Raw genomic sequence first — 13112 nt, 5'->3', positions numbered from 1 at the left:
ATCACGCCAGCCCTTCCAACACGATCTTCCCGTCCCGTGCGTTGACACCCTTGGCCAGCGCCGGATCCGCACCGACGGCTGTTTCGAAACCCTTGTCCGCCAAAGCGATGACGTACGGCAGCGTCACGTTCGTGAGCGCGTACGTCGACGTGTTCGGCACGGCACCAGGCATGTTCGCGACGCAGTAGAACACGGAGTCGTGCACACGGTACGTAGGCGCATCGTGTGTGGTGGGCCGTGTGTCCTCAAAACACCCGCCCTGATCGACGGCGATGTCCACCAACACGGACCCGGCACGCATCGTGGACACCAACGCGTTGCTCACGAGCTTCGGCGCACGAGCACCGGGCACCAGCACCGCGCCCACCACGAGATCCGCCCAACGGCAGGCCTTCTCGATCTCGTACGCGTTGGACGCGATCGTCTGCAGATGCCCGCGGTACACGAAGTCGATCTGCCGCAACCGGTTGACGTTGTTGTCCAGCACCACGACCTCGGCCTGCATGCCGACCGCCATCGTGGCCGCGTTCATCCCCGCCACCCCGGCGCCGATCACCGCGACCTTGCCCGCCGCCACCCCAGGTGCTCCACCCAGCAACACCCCGCGCCCACCTTGGGCACGCTCCAAGCAGTGCGCGCCGACCTGCGCCGCCATCCGCCCGGCGATCTCGCTCATCGGCGCCAGCAACGGCAACGACCCGTCCGCGAGCTGCACCGTCTCGTACGCGATCGCGGTGATCCCGGAAGCGACGATCGCCGCCGTGCACGCCGGCGACGCCGCCAGGTGCAGGTAGGTGAACAGCACCTGATCACGGCGCATGCGGTGGTACTCGGGCTCGATCGGCTCCTTGACCTTCAGCACCAGGTCCGCGAGCCCCCACACCTCGTCGGCGGTGCCGGCGATCCGCGCCCCCGCCGCGACGTACTCGTGGTCGGGGAACGACGATCCCGCGCCGGCGTCCCGTTCGATCACGACGGAGTGGCCTCGGCGCACCAGTTCGACCACACCGGCGGGCGTGATGGCCACCCGGTACTCGTGGTTCTTGATCTCCTTTGGGACACCGACCAGCATCGTCGCAGCGTATTCCCGATATCGATCTGCTGCATCGGATAACGTGGCCAGCCGTGTCAGAAGCATTCGGGCCAGAGCACCAGCGCATCGGCAACCAACAGCGCGAAGAGGCGATCACCGCCCTCAACGACCACTTCGCGATGGCGCGGCTCGACATCGGCGAGTACCAGGAACGCGTGAACCGCGCGTCCAACGCGCAGACCTACGTCGAGCTCGCGGAGCTGTTCCGCGACCTGCCGCAGCCCCACCCGCCGTTCCTCGCGCCGAACTCGGTGCCGTTCACCGCCGTGCCCCCGCCCCCGCCGCCCGGCTACGTGCCGCCGCCCACGCAGGCGTACTACCCGCCGCCGACGGGCGCGCAGTACGCGGTTCCGCCGCCTCCCATGGGTTACCCGGCTCCCGGCGCGCCGTTCGGCGTCGACCCGTACACGGGCATCCCGTACTCGGACAAGTCGAAGATCGTCGCGGGCCTGCTGCAACTGTTCCTGGGCGGCTTCGGCATCGGCCGCTTCTACACCGGCCACACCGGCATCGCCATCGCGCAGCTGCTGACCTGCGGCGGCTGCGGCATCTGGGCGCTGGTCGACGCGATCATCCTGCTGGTCAGCGGCGGCACGGACGCGCACGGCCGTCGACTCAGGGACTAAACGCCAGCGAGATTGCGCCCCACGCCCCACACGACCGCAACGACGAGAACGGCGACACCGACACCACGTGGCACGGATCGCCGTTCGCCCGTCCACCGGTCACGGCTCCACCGCACGAACAGCCACAAGAGCAGCGGCACACCGAACGCGAGCATCACGGCGTTGAAGTGGAACGCGCTGACGACATCGCCGTGCAGCAGCGCGTGTGCCATGCGCGTGATGCCACACGCGGGACAGTCCAAGCCCGTCAGCCAGTTGAACGGGCACTTGGGCAGCAGGTTGCCCGGCTGGTTCGGGTCGACGAACAACAACAACGTCGCGCCCGCCGCACCAGCCGCGAGCACGCTGAGGGGTCCCCTCATCCGTGTGAAGGAACCCGTCAACGTCTGCATGAACCCAACTTACTTGCGCGCGGCGAACCGGGTCGGCCGATCGCGGAACGGGGCGTCGGCCGGACGGGGCTCAGCCCGGCCCGCCAGCACCTCACGGGCCGCGAGCAGCCCGGCGACGGCCGAGGAGTTCACGATCTCCCCCGCCAGCACCATCCGCACGGCCTCGTCGAGCGGGAAGCGGTGGATCTCCAGGTCCGCCTCCTCCTCGCCCTGCACCTCGCGCGGCACCTCGGTCAGCTCGCGCGCCAGGTAGACGCGCACGACCTCGTCGGTGAACCCGGGCGACGCGGCGGAGTCGACCAGCACGTCCCAGCGCGCCGCGTCGAGCCCGACCTCCTCGGCCAGCTCCCGCCGTGCGCCGACGACCGGCTCCTCGCCGTCGTGGTCGAGCAGCCCGGCCGGCAGTTCCCACAGGTGCCGGCCCAGCGGGTGCCGGTACTGGTGGATCAGCACGACCTGGGCGTCGGCGTCGACGGCCACGACCGCCACGGCGCCCATGTGCTCGACGACCTCGCGCTTGGCCGTGCCGCCACCGGGCATCTCCACGTCGTCGACCCGCAGCGCGACCACACGTCCGACGTGCAGGTCCTCGCTGGAGACCGTGCGGAAGTCGTGGCGCGTCACTTGGACGCGCCCGCCGTCAAAGGGAGGCGGTCGGCCACCCGGTAGTCGATCGCGGCCTTCACGAAGGCGGCGAACAACGGGTGCGGCTTCGTCGGACGCGACTTGAGCTCCGGGTGCGCCTGCGTGCCCGCGTAGAACGGGTGCACGTCGGCGGGCAGCTCGACGAACTCGACCAGGCGCCCGTCCGGCGACGTGCCGGAGAACACCAGGCCGGCGTCGGCGAGCTTGCCCCGGTACGCGTTGTTGACCTCGTACCGGTGCCGGTGCCGCTCGGACACCTCGGTCGAGCCGTACGCACCAGCGACCACCGAACCGGGCGTGAGCTTCGCGATGTACGCACCCAGGCGCATCGTGCCGCCCATGTCGCGCTGACCAGCGACGACGTCCTGCTGGTCGGCCATGGTCGAGATGACCGGCGTGCCACCCTCCTCGAACTCCGAGGAGTTGGCGTCCTCGATGCCCGCGAGGTTCCGCGCGGCCTCGATCACCATGCACTGCAGGCCGAGGCACAGGCCCAGCGTCGGCACACCGCGCGTGCGGGTGTACTTCAACGCACCGAGCTTGCCCTCGATGCCGCGCACCCCGAACCCGCCGGGGATCAGCACCGCGTCCATGCCGGACAACGCCCGCGCCGCGCCTTCCGGCGTCTGGCACTCGTCCGACGGCACCCACTTGATCTCGACCTTGGCGTGGTGCGCGAACCCGCCCGCACGCAGCGCCTCGGTCACCGAGAGGTAGGCGTCCGGCAGGTCGACGTACTTGCCGACCAGCGCGATCTTCACCGTCTCGGACGGGTTGTGCACCCGCTCCAGCAGGTCGCCCCACACCGTCCAGTCGACGTCGCGGAACGGCAGCCCGAGGCGGCGCACGACGTAGGCGTCGAGGCCCTCGGAGTGCAGTACCTTCGGGATGTCGTAGATCGACGGCGCGTCCACCGCGGCGACGACGGCGTCGGTGTCGACGTCGCACATCAGGCCGATCTTGCGCTTGAGCGCGTCCGGGATCTCCCGATCCGCGCGGCACACGATCGCGTCGGGCTGAATGCCGATGTTGCGCAACGCGGCGACGGAGTGCTGCGTCGGCTTGGTCTTCAGCTCACCCGACGGCGCCAGGTACGGAATCAGGCTGACGTGCAGGAAGAAGACGTTGTCGCGGCCGACGTCGTGGCGCACCTGCCGGGCCGCCTCGAGGAACGGCAGCGACTCGATGTCACCGACCGTGCCGCCGACCTCGGTGATGACGACGTCCGGCGTCACGCCGTCGGCGTCCGGCTCCGCCATCATCCGGATGCGGCGCTTGATCTCGTCGGTGATGTGCGGGATCACCTGGACCGTGTCGCCCAGGTACTCACCGCGCCGCTCCTTGGCGATCACCTCGGAGTACACCTGGCCGGTGGTCACGTTGGCTTCGCCGCTCAGGTCTCGCGCGAGGAACCGCTCGTAGTGGCCGATGTCGAGGTCCGTCTCCGCGCCGTCGTCGGTCACGAAGACCTCGCCGTGCTGGAACGGGTTCATCGTGCCGGGGTCCACGTTGAGGTACGGGTCGAGCTTCTGCATCGTCACCCGCAGGCCGCGCGAGGTGAGCAACTGACCGAGGCTCGAGGCCGTGAGCCCCTTGCCCAGGGAAGACGCGACGCCTCCCGTGACGAAGACGTGCTTGGTCGTACGTGCCTGCTGCACCAACGGGGCTCCCGTGAAAATCGTGGGGGCCGAAATCCCCCTATCCACGGGCCATAACGCTAACACGCCGTCCGTCACTCAGCGCACCACGACCCGGCAGATCACATCACCCGATCGGCGCAGTGAGGGGTTTTGCCGAACCTCCCACGGCACGGCCCGGCATCAGGAAAAGTTGTCACGTGACCTTCGACGTGGCGGGGAACGCGGCACTCGCGGTGCGCGGCCGGTCGGCGGCGTGGCGTTTCATCGAGGGATTCGCGGCCGAGTGGGCCGAGCCGATCGAGGCACGCGACGGCTGGAACCACGCCGACCTGAACGCCGCCGAGGAACGACTGGGCGTGCGGCTGCCGGACGCCGTGCGCGACGCCTACGCGTTGTTCGGCAAACGCCCCGACCTGACGAGCAACCAGGACTGGCTGCTCACCCCGGCCGAGTTGCGCCTCGACCACGACGTGCTGGTGTTCCGCGACGAGAACCAGTCGGTCGCGTCGTGGGGCGCCGCGCTCGACGCCGAGGACCCGACCGTGGTGGTCAAGCTCGACCTCGTGCACAAGGCGGAGGAGCACTGGGACTCCTGGCTGCCCCGGTTCTCGCTGGCGTGCGTGGAGCTCGTGCTGTCCGAGTCGTTGTTCCGCGACGGGGCCGAGACAGCGGACAGGGAGATGTCCGAGGTGGACATCTCCCTGCTCGAGAACCGTTTCGCCCTGCTACCGCTGCACAGCCCTGGCACCCGCTGGTTCGTCTCCGACGACCTGATCGTCCGCGAGGACGAGGGCGAGTGGCTGTGGGCCCGCGCCCGCACCTCGCTCGCCTTGGAGCAGCTCCAGAAAGCCCTGCCCGGCGAGTGGACTACCGAGCACTAACCGGCCGTGCCCGGAGACGACGCCTCCGCGTTGCCCGCCACGCCGTAACGGCCGGAGCGGCCCTCCAGCTGTTCGCGCAACGCCATCACCACAACAACCTGGCCCGCCGGGGTGTCGGAGTTGTCGACCGTGGACAGGATCGAGGTGGCGGCGGTGTCCGCGCGGACCACGCCGATCGCGCCCGTGCCGTTCGCGGATCCGTTGGCACCGGCCAGCACCACGCCCGCGCCGGTGCGGTCGAGCTGCGTGGCGAAGCGGGCGATGGTCGACGCGCGGTCCGCGGCCGAGTCACCGATCGCGGCGCCGCCGGTGAGCACGATCGCGAGTTGCGCGGGCTTCACGCCCGAGGTCGCCTTCACGAAGCCCGCGTTGGTGAGGCCGGACAGCGCGGACGCCATCTCGTCGGCCGTGGCCTGCGGCTGGTTCGACGTGGAGTTGAGCAGCAGCAACGTGCCGAACAGGCCGCCCGCGCGGGTGCCGGGGTCGGCGGCGGTGGGCAGCTGCGAACCGGCCGGTTGCAAGCGGGCCACCAGGTCGCGCAGCTGGTCACCGCGGGACGGGTCGGCGAACGCGTCGGTCAGCTGGATCTCACCGGTGACCGTGGAGCCCGCGGACTTGAGCAGGCTCGTGAGTGCGTCACGGTCGGACGGGCGCGCATCGGCCGTGGTGACGATGACGACCGTGCGGTCGGTGAGCCTGTCCTTGACCGCGAGCGGGCCGACGGACGAGGCGAACTTGTCCGCCTCGGTCAGCTTGGCGTTCAACGCGTTGCGGTCGTTCTGGAGATCGTTCACCTGCTGTGCCAACGAGTTCTTCTCGTCGCTCAGTCCCGACAACAGCCGTCCGCTGATCGCGGTCGATCCCAGCACGACACCGACCGCCAGCGCGAGGAACACGGCGGTGATCGAAACTATGTGGTAGCGCAGCGTGATCACGAGAAGAACCCCTTGAACCAGTTGACGACGGATTGCCAGCCGTCGACCACGATGTCGACGTAGACGTGACCGACGCCGGACACCGCGAGTGCCGCCGCCATGGCGACGACTGCGGCGGTCACCAGCAGGACGATCACGCCCAGCGAGACCCGGCTGCGGTGCAAGGTCGCGACGGCCTCCCCGTCGACGAGCTTGCTGCCGAGCTTGAGCCTGGTGAGGAACGTGGAGGGGTTGGAACCGGAGTGCCCGCGGTCGAGGAACTCGCGCAGCGTCGCGCGCAGCCCCACCGTGACGACCAGGGACGCTCCGTGTGCTTCGGCGAGCAGCAACGCGAGGTCCTCCGCGTTGCCCGACGCGGGGAACGTCACCGCGCCGATGCCGAGGTCCTGGATCCGCTGCAGGCCGGGCGCGTGGCCGTCGGTCTGCGCGGGCACGACGACCTCGGCGGCCGCGCGCAGTGACGCGGTGCCGATGCCGTCGGGGTCGCCGACGATGATGTCCGGCTTGAGCCCGGCGTCGTGCAGCGTGTCGGCGCCGGTGTCGACGCCGATCAGCACCGGCCGGTACTCGCGGATGTACTTGCGCAGCTTGCGGAGTTCCTCGGCGTGCGAGGGGCCGCCCGCGACGACGAGCACCTGCCGGTCGCGCATCGGGACGTACACCTCGGGCACGCCGACGCCGTCGAGCACGAGCGCGCGTTCGCGGCGCAGGAACTCGATGGTGTTGGCGGAGAACGCCTCGAGCTGTGCCGACATGCCGGCCTTCGCCTCGATCATCGCGTCGGCGATGCTTTCGGCGTTCTGCTCGATCCCCTTGGCGAGCTCGCGTTCGCCGGCGTACACGACACCTTCGTGCAGCCGGATCTTCGTGCCTTCCTTGATCTCCCGCAGCGCGACCGCGCCGACGTTGTCGATCAGCGGAATGCCCGCCTCGATCAGCAGTTCCGGGCCGAGGTTCGGAAAACGCCCCGAAATGGACGGCGAGGCGTTCACGACGCCCACGACCTCGGCCGTGACGAGCGCTTCGACGGTGCGCCGGTCGAGGTCGACGAGGTCCATCACCGCGATGTCACCGGCACTGACGCGCCGCACCAGGTCGCTCGCGCGCCGATCAACCCGCGCGACGCCCGTGACACCGGGAAGTTCGTGGTTGGTGCGGCTCAGCAGCCCGGAAAGCTTCATGGGCCGATAGTGACTCACGGTGCCCACGCGACAGGTGAGGCACGCCGGGCAATTCCACGTGGCTCAGTCGTCGGGGTGAACTACTACGGCACCAAACGCGAGAACCACGGCGGCGATGAGGACCCAAATACCGTTGCCGAACCCGGCTTCCAGCGCCGGATCGATGGCGATGTTGCCTTCCTCGTGAAAGCTGATCGCGTTCAGCAAATACACGAACAACATTCCGGTGACGCCCGCGAGCGCCGCCGCTCCGGCATATGCGACTTTTCGCCACCTGATGCCCGCGAGCACCGCCACTGCCGCGAGCACGACGGGGACGGCGAACAACGGACCGTGCTCGTCCTTGGTGCCACCGAAGTGCGTGCTCCAGCCCGTGGTGACGTACGCGGTCTGCGGCTGGCCGGGCGCGAGTCTGATCAACAGCTCCGAGAACGGCAGGAACGTGGCCCCGACCGCGGCGGCCGCGGCAAGCACGAACAACGCGGTGCCCGCGATCTTCCTCATGCCGCCTCCTGTTGCACGGCAACGGCTCCGGCGAGCGCGACCACCGTGCCGAGGGCGAGGAACACCAGCCCGAACCCGATCGCGAAGTCGCCCTGCTGCTCGAGCGCGTGGCCGCGTTCGGACACCACCAGCGCCGCGATGATCCCGGCCGCGCCGAGCTGTCCCGCCGCACCGGCCAGTGCCGCCCGCGCGATCCAGACACCCGCGACGAGCAACGCCAGCGCGACCGCGACGGGCAGCCCGTACCAGGGCGACAGTTCCCCTGCGGGCCAGTCGCCGGGCTTGTTGACGATCTCCGTGCCCCACGCGCGGACGACGACTTCGACGCCACCCGCGTAGGCCGTCGAGTACCAGGGCAGCACGAGAGCCGTCGCGGTCAGCACCACTCCGGCCGCGATCAGCGCGATCGCCGTGGGTCTGCCGATCACCGGGTCTCCTGCTGCGGTTCGTCGTGCGGGATGGCGAGCCCGAACGGCGGTGTGTCGTCATCGGCGTCGAGCTGGTGCACGACCACCCCGTCCTCGTTCTCGTCGTCGTCTTCTTCTTCGACTTCCGCCGGTGCCATGCGCTGCTGGGCGAGCGCAGCCCCGACGAGTCCGATGATCGCCGTGACGACCAGCAGGTAGAAACCGCCGTGGTAGCGAACTTCGTTGTTGTCGTTCTCGGACTGGAACTGCGGGTCGGAGACGTTCGCCGCCAGTTCGCGCACCAGCACCACGTAGAAGAAGACGACTCCGGCCAGTGCCCCGGCACCGCCCATGGCGAGCGGCCGCCCGACGAACGCGGTCCGTTCGCGGGCCAGCAGCACCACGGCGGCGGCCACGAGCAGCACCGCGATCACCACGGGCCACCCGGCGCTGAAGATCGCGGCCTGGTCGGGCGGGCCGTCCTCGGGGTCCGAGGTGGTGTTCCACAACGTCGTGGTCACCGTCATCCGATAGCTGAAGCCCCGGTAGACGATGCTGAACATCGGCTGCAGCGTCCCGACCGCGGCCAGCAGAGCCGCGAGCACGAGCAGTCCGATGCTGATCCTGCGGCGGTCAATCACTCTTCGGCTCCACAATCACCGGATACCCGTACGGCGGGGTGTCCGTGTCGTCCGCGTCGTCGGCCTGGTGGATCACCACGCCGTCCCCGGTGTCGGGCCGGGGTTCGGGGCGCGGCAGTTCCTGGTGCAGCACGGCCGCGACGACCGCGAGCCCGGCGGCGACGATCAGCATCGTGACGCCGTCGCCCTGCGCCATCTCGATCGGCACGGGCGAGTCGAGCGAGCCGAGTTCGTCGATCAGGCCCTGCACCCGCACGACGGCGGACCAGGCGGCGCCAACCAGCAGACCGGCGCCGAGCAGCGTGCCGATCCGCATGGCGGGCACCCGGAACGCGAGCACCGCCGACACCAGCACGACGACCGCGCCGCCCACCACCGGTTCCCCGAACTCCAGGGGTTTGAGCAGCAGGAACTCGCGGAAGTCGTCCCGTTGCACGGCCCACGTCGTCGCCTCGAAGCGCAGCGTGCGGCGGTTGACCACGAACTGCACCGAGTAGGCGTTCAGGAACGTGGCCACCACCGCGAGCCCGGCCGCGACGCACACCAGTACCGCGCCGAAGACGCGGCGCGTCGTCACAGATCGGGTCACCCTGCCCATCATGCCGAACGTGAGCGGTGTCAGCCCTTCTTCTTGCGCCTGCGCACGACCGGCGCCGACGACTTGTCGGCCTTGGCCGCCGCCAGCAGTTCCTCGGCGTGCGCACGACCGGTGTCCGTCGAGTCCATGCCGGCGAGCATGCGGGCCAGTTCCACGACCCGTTGCGTCTCGTCCAGCTTGCGCACGGCGGACCGCGTGAACGTGCCGTCGGCGGACTTGTCGACGACGAGGTGCCGGTCGGCGAACGCGGCGACCTGCGGCAGGTGCGTCACGACGATGACCTGGTGCGAGCGGGCCAACCGGGCGAGCCTGCGCCCGACCTCGACCGCCGCCCGGCCACCGACACCGGCGTCGACCTCGTCGAACACCAGCGTGGGCACCGGGTCGGAGTGCGACAGCACGACCTCCAGCGCGAGCATGACGCGCGAGAGCTCACCGCCGGACGCGCCCTTGTGCACCGGCAGCGCGGGTGCGCCGGGGTGCGAGATCAGCCGCAGTTCGACGTCGTCCACGCCGGACGACCCCGCGTGCAGGATCGAGCGGCCGACGTTCAGCGCCTGCGCGTCACCCGACTCGGCGTGCCGGGGCCGGACGGCCAGTTCGACCGTGGCGTGCGGCATGGCGAGCCCGTCGAGTTCCTCGCTGACGGCCTTGCCGAGTTCCAGCGCGGCCTCGGTGCGGGCGGCGGTGACCCGTTCGGCCAGGCCGGCGAGTTCGACGGCCAACTCGTCACGCCTGGTCGCCAGCGCCGTCAGCGCCTCCTCGGACGTGTCGAGGCCGTCGAGCCGCGCGCGTGCGTCCGCGGCCCAGGCGATCACGCCGTCGACGTCCGCCGCGTACTTGCGGGTGAGCGCCTTCAGCTCGGCCTGCCGTTGCAGCACAGCCTCCAGGCGGCCGGGGTCGGCCTCCAGGTGGTCGAGGTAGCCGGAGATCTCGGCGCCGACGTCGGCGAGCAGCGTGGCGGCCTCGACGAGACGGGGTTCCATCTCGCGCAGCTTCGGGTCCTCCGACGCCGACAACCTGCGGGCGGCCTCGGAGATCAGGCCGAGCGCGCCGGGGTTGTCCGGATCGCCTTCGAGCGACCCCGACACCGCGAACTGCGCGCCCTGGGCGGCTTCGCGGAGCTGGTCGGCGTCGGCGAGACGGCGGGCCTCGTCGTGCAGTTCGGCCTCTTCGCCCGGCTTGGGGTCGACCGCGTCGATCTCGGTCAGGCCGTGCCGCAGCAGGTCTGCCTCGCGGGCGAGCTCACGGGAGCGTTCGGTGCGTTCGCGCAGCTCCGTCGAGACGCGCAGCCACTCCTCGCGGACCGACTGGTACGCGCGCAGCGGTTCGCCCACGTCCTCGCTCGCGAACCGGTCGAGCACACCTCGTTGCTCGGTCGGCCGCATGAGGCGCAGCTGGTCGTTCTGGCCGTGCACGGCGATGAGCTGCTCGGCCAGTTCGGAGAGCACTCCGACCGGCACGGAACGGCCACCGACGTGCGCGCGGGAACGGCCGTCGGACCCGACGGTGCGGATCGCGATCAGCGACCCGTCCTCGTCGGCCTCGCCGCCGACCTCCTCCGCCACCTTCGCGGCAGGGCTGCCCGCCGGAGCCTGGAAGCGGCCTTCGACCACCGCTTTGTCGGCCCCGGTGCGGACCCGCGACGCCTCCGCCCGGCCACCGCCGAGCAGGTGCAATCCGGTCACGACCATGGTCTTGCCCGCACCGGTCTCACCGGTGACCACGGTGAATCCGGGATCTAGTTCAAGGGTGGCCTCGTCGATCACGCCAAGGCCATTGATGCGCATCTCGGCCAGCACAGGGCGAACCTTACTTGTCGACTCCGACATTTCCTCGCGGGCACCATAACGAGCGAGTGCCGACGCACCGAGCGGCGCGATCAGCCTGCCGATGGTCCCCGCCAGCCCTTCACCGGCAGATCGAACTTCTCGACCAGCCGGTCCGTGAACGGTGCCTGGCGCAGCCGCACGACCTTGAGCGGCACCTCGCCCTCCACGATCTCGATCCGCGCGCCCGCGGGCAGTTCGAACGTTCGCCGCCCGTCCGCGGACAGCGCCGCCGGGTGCCCGGTCGCCTCGATCTCGAACGCCACGTGCGACTTCGGCGAGACGACCAGAGGTCTCGCGAACAGCGCGTGCGCGTTGCTCGGCACGACCAGGATCGCCTGCACGTCCGGCCACACGACGGGTCCGCCGGCGGAGAACGCGTAGGCGGTGGACCCCGTCGGCGTCGCGCACAGCACGCCGTCGCAGCCGAACGCCGACACCGGCCGTCCGTCGACCTCGACGACGACCTCGAGGATGCGTTCGCGGATCAGCTTCTCGACGCTGATCTCGTTGAGCGCCCAGGTCTTCACGACGATCTCGTCGTTCACCTTGGCGATCAGGTCGAGCGTCATCCGCTCTTCCACGAAGTAGTCGCGTTCCAGCACGTGCCCGACGGCCTCGTGCAACGCGTCCGAGTCGGCCTCGGCGAGGAACCCGACGCGGCCGAGGTTGACGCCCAGCACCGGAACGCGCGCGGGGCGGGCGAGTTCGGCACCGCGCAGCAGCGTGCCGTCACCGCCCAGCACCAGCACCAGTTCGGTGCCTTCGGCCGCGTGGTCGTCGGCGGGCACGACCTTGGTGCAGCACGACGGGCCGAGGTCACGCGCCTCGTCGTCGAGCACCCTCGTCGTGACGCCCCCGACCGCGAGGCGGCCTGCCACCTGACGGGCGAGATCGATGTTGCTCTGGTGACCGGTGTGGACGACCAGCAGGACTTCCCTCATTGGGGCCCTTCTTCGACGGCGGTACGCACCATCTCCTCCGCAGGTACTGGTTCACCCTTGCGGAGCCAGAGGAAGTATTCGACGTTGCCGGACGGGCCGGGCAGCGGGCTCGCGACGACCCCGTGCACGGCCAGGCCGAGTTCGGCGGCCGCTTTGGTCACGTCGAGCACGGCGTCGACGCGCAGTTCGGGCTCGCGCACGACGCCACCGGAGCCGAGGCGTTCCTTGCCGACCTCGAACTGCGGCTTGACCATCGGCAGCAGATCGCCTTCCTCGTCGAGGCACGCGGCGAGTGCGGGAAGCACAAGCCTCAACGAGATAAACGAAAGATCGGCCACCACGAGTTCAACTTTGCCGCCGATGTCCTCCGGCGTGAGGGTGCGGACGTTGGTCTTGTCCTTGACCACGACCCGGTCGTCGGTCTGGAGCTTCCAGTCCAGAAGTCCCCTGCCGACGTCGGCCGCGACGACCTGCCGTGCGCCCTTGCGCAGCAACACGTCGGTGAAACCGCCAGTGGATGCGCCCGCGTCGAGACAACGCTTTCCGGTCGGGTCGATCTTGAAGCCGTCGAGCGCGCCGATGAGCTTGTGCGCGCCCCGCGACGCCCAGTTGGGGTCGTTGGCGATGTCCTTGACGACGACCGCGTCGGAGGTCTCCACGGCGGTCGCGGGTTTGGTCGCGACGGTGCCGCGCACCTTCACGCGCCCGTCCGCGACGAGTTGGCTGGCGTGCTCACGGGACTTGGCGAGCCCCCTGCGCACGAGTTCGGCGTCGAGCCGCACCCTGCGAGGCACTG

Annotated in this window: 15 protein-coding genes; 2 read left to right on the top strand and 13 right to left on the bottom strand. The window is 70.0% G+C overall.

All coding sequences use genetic code 11. From position 1 onward, the window contains the following. Window position 1 precedes the first annotated feature (1 nt). Window positions 2-1072 carry an alanine dehydrogenase gene (gene ald / locus JNUCC0626_RS45235; RefSeq protein ID WP_394616759.1) on the bottom strand — a complete coding sequence of 357 codons (1071 nt, stop codon included), beginning with the start codon at window positions 1070-1072 and terminating at the stop codon, window positions 2-4. 53 nt (window positions 1073-1125) lie between these two features. Here ald and JNUCC0626_RS45230 point away from each other — a divergent pair, with 53 nt between their 5' ends. Continuing rightward, window positions 1126-1719: an NINE protein gene (locus tag JNUCC0626_RS45230; protein WP_394616758.1), complete on the top strand. Its 594-nt coding sequence runs from the start codon at window positions 1126-1128 to the stop codon at window positions 1717-1719. On the opposite strand, the gene JNUCC0626_RS45225 is transcribed toward JNUCC0626_RS45230, so the two are convergent. From JNUCC0626_RS45225 to JNUCC0626_RS45215, 3 genes are read right to left on the bottom strand one after another with little or no spacing between them, the layout of a single operon-like run. Then, complete coding sequence (locus JNUCC0626_RS45225) at window positions 1716-2081, bottom strand: DUF2752 domain-containing protein (RefSeq protein ID WP_394616757.1); 366 nt, start codon at window positions 2079-2081, stop codon at window positions 1716-1718. The two genes, JNUCC0626_RS45230 and JNUCC0626_RS45225, sit on opposite strands and share 4 nt — an antisense overlap. Before the next feature lie 39 nt (window positions 2082-2120). After that, window positions 2121-2735: an NUDIX domain-containing protein gene (locus JNUCC0626_RS45220; protein ID WP_394616756.1), complete on the bottom strand. Its 615-nt coding sequence runs from the start codon at window positions 2733-2735 to the stop codon at window positions 2121-2123. After that, window positions 2732-4414, bottom strand: coding sequence for a CTP synthase (locus JNUCC0626_RS45215; protein WP_394616755.1), 1683 nt, complete (start codon window positions 4412-4414; stop codon window positions 2732-2734). The genes JNUCC0626_RS45220 and JNUCC0626_RS45215 overlap by 4 nt, the downstream gene beginning before the upstream one ends. A gap of 179 nt (window positions 4415-4593) precedes the next feature. Here JNUCC0626_RS45215 and JNUCC0626_RS45210 point away from each other — a divergent pair, with 179 nt between their 5' ends. Then, a complete protein-coding gene (locus JNUCC0626_RS45210; RefSeq protein WP_394616754.1) occupies window positions 4594-5277 on the top strand; it encodes a hypothetical protein in 684 nt (227 codons plus the stop codon). Here JNUCC0626_RS45210 and JNUCC0626_RS45205 read toward each other — a convergent pair. The 9 genes from JNUCC0626_RS45205 to JNUCC0626_RS45165 form a co-directional block, all read right to left on the bottom strand. Then, a complete protein-coding gene (locus tag JNUCC0626_RS45205; protein WP_394616753.1) occupies window positions 5274-6212 on the bottom strand; it encodes a copper transporter in 939 nt (312 codons plus the stop codon). The genes JNUCC0626_RS45210 and JNUCC0626_RS45205 overlap by 4 nt on opposite strands. Continuing rightward, window positions 6209-7393: a putative cytokinetic ring protein SteA gene (gene steA / locus JNUCC0626_RS45200; protein ID WP_394616752.1), complete on the bottom strand. Its 1185-nt coding sequence runs from the start codon at window positions 7391-7393 to the stop codon at window positions 6209-6211. Before steA ends, JNUCC0626_RS45205 begins: the two co-directional genes overlap by 4 nt. A gap of 63 nt (window positions 7394-7456) precedes the next feature. After that, window positions 7457-7897: a hypothetical protein gene (locus tag JNUCC0626_RS45195; protein WP_394616751.1), complete on the bottom strand. Its 441-nt coding sequence runs from the start codon at window positions 7895-7897 to the stop codon at window positions 7457-7459. Then, window positions 7894-8325 carry a hypothetical protein gene (locus JNUCC0626_RS45190; RefSeq protein WP_394616750.1) on the bottom strand — a complete coding sequence of 144 codons (432 nt, stop codon included), beginning with the start codon at window positions 8323-8325 and terminating at the stop codon, window positions 7894-7896. Before JNUCC0626_RS45190 ends, JNUCC0626_RS45195 begins: the two co-directional genes overlap by 4 nt. After that, window positions 8322-8945, bottom strand: coding sequence for a hypothetical protein (locus JNUCC0626_RS45185; RefSeq protein WP_394616749.1), 624 nt, complete (start codon window positions 8943-8945; stop codon window positions 8322-8324). The genes JNUCC0626_RS45190 and JNUCC0626_RS45185 overlap by 4 nt, the downstream gene beginning before the upstream one ends. Next, a complete protein-coding gene (locus tag JNUCC0626_RS45180; protein ID WP_394616748.1) occupies window positions 8938-9534 on the bottom strand; it encodes a hypothetical protein in 597 nt (198 codons plus the stop codon). Before JNUCC0626_RS45180 ends, JNUCC0626_RS45185 begins: the two co-directional genes overlap by 8 nt. Window positions 9535-9563: 29 nt before the next feature. Further along, the gene (recN, locus tag JNUCC0626_RS45175) at window positions 9564-11345 is read right to left on the bottom strand and encodes a DNA repair protein RecN (RefSeq protein ID WP_394616747.1); all 1782 of its coding nucleotides are present in this window, start codon (window positions 11343-11345) and stop codon (window positions 9564-9566) included. Window positions 11346-11425: 80 nt separating this feature from the next. Beyond that, complete coding sequence (locus tag JNUCC0626_RS45170; RefSeq protein ID WP_394616746.1) at window positions 11426-12316, bottom strand: NAD kinase; 891 nt, start codon at window positions 12314-12316, stop codon at window positions 11426-11428. Next, the gene (locus tag JNUCC0626_RS45165; protein WP_394616745.1) at window positions 12313-13110 is read right to left on the bottom strand and encodes a TlyA family RNA methyltransferase; all 798 of its coding nucleotides are present in this window, start codon (window positions 13108-13110) and stop codon (window positions 12313-12315) included. The genes JNUCC0626_RS45170 and JNUCC0626_RS45165 overlap by 4 nt, the downstream gene beginning before the upstream one ends. Window positions 13111-13112 lie beyond the last annotated feature (2 nt).

Source organism: Lentzea sp. JNUCC 0626, from assembly GCF_043632865.1.
Taxonomy (GTDB): Bacteria; Actinomycetota; Actinomycetes; order Mycobacteriales; family Pseudonocardiaceae; genus Lentzea.
This window is presented reverse-complemented; position numbering and strand designations above follow the sequence as displayed.

Bases quoted from the DNA above. Each gene is read 5' to 3' on its own strand.
- JNUCC0626_RS45225 (WP_394616757.1), bottom strand. From the start codon at position 2,081: ATGAGGGGACCCCTCAGCGTGCTCGCGGCTGGTGCGGCGGGCGCGACG.
- JNUCC0626_RS45195 (WP_394616751.1), bottom strand. From the start codon at position 7,897: ATGAGGAAGATCGCGGGCACCGCGTTGTTCGTGCTTGCCGCGGCCGCC.
- steA (WP_394616752.1), bottom strand. From the start codon at position 7,393: ATGAAGCTTTCCGGGCTGCTGAGCCGCACCAACCACGAACTTCCCGGT.
- JNUCC0626_RS45170 (WP_394616746.1), bottom strand. From the start codon at position 12,316: ATGAGGGAAGTCCTGCTGGTCGTCCACACCGGTCACCAGAGCAACATC.
- ald (WP_394616759.1), bottom strand. From the start codon at position 1,072: ATGCTGGTCGGTGTCCCAAAGGAGATCAAGAACCACGAGTACCGGGTG.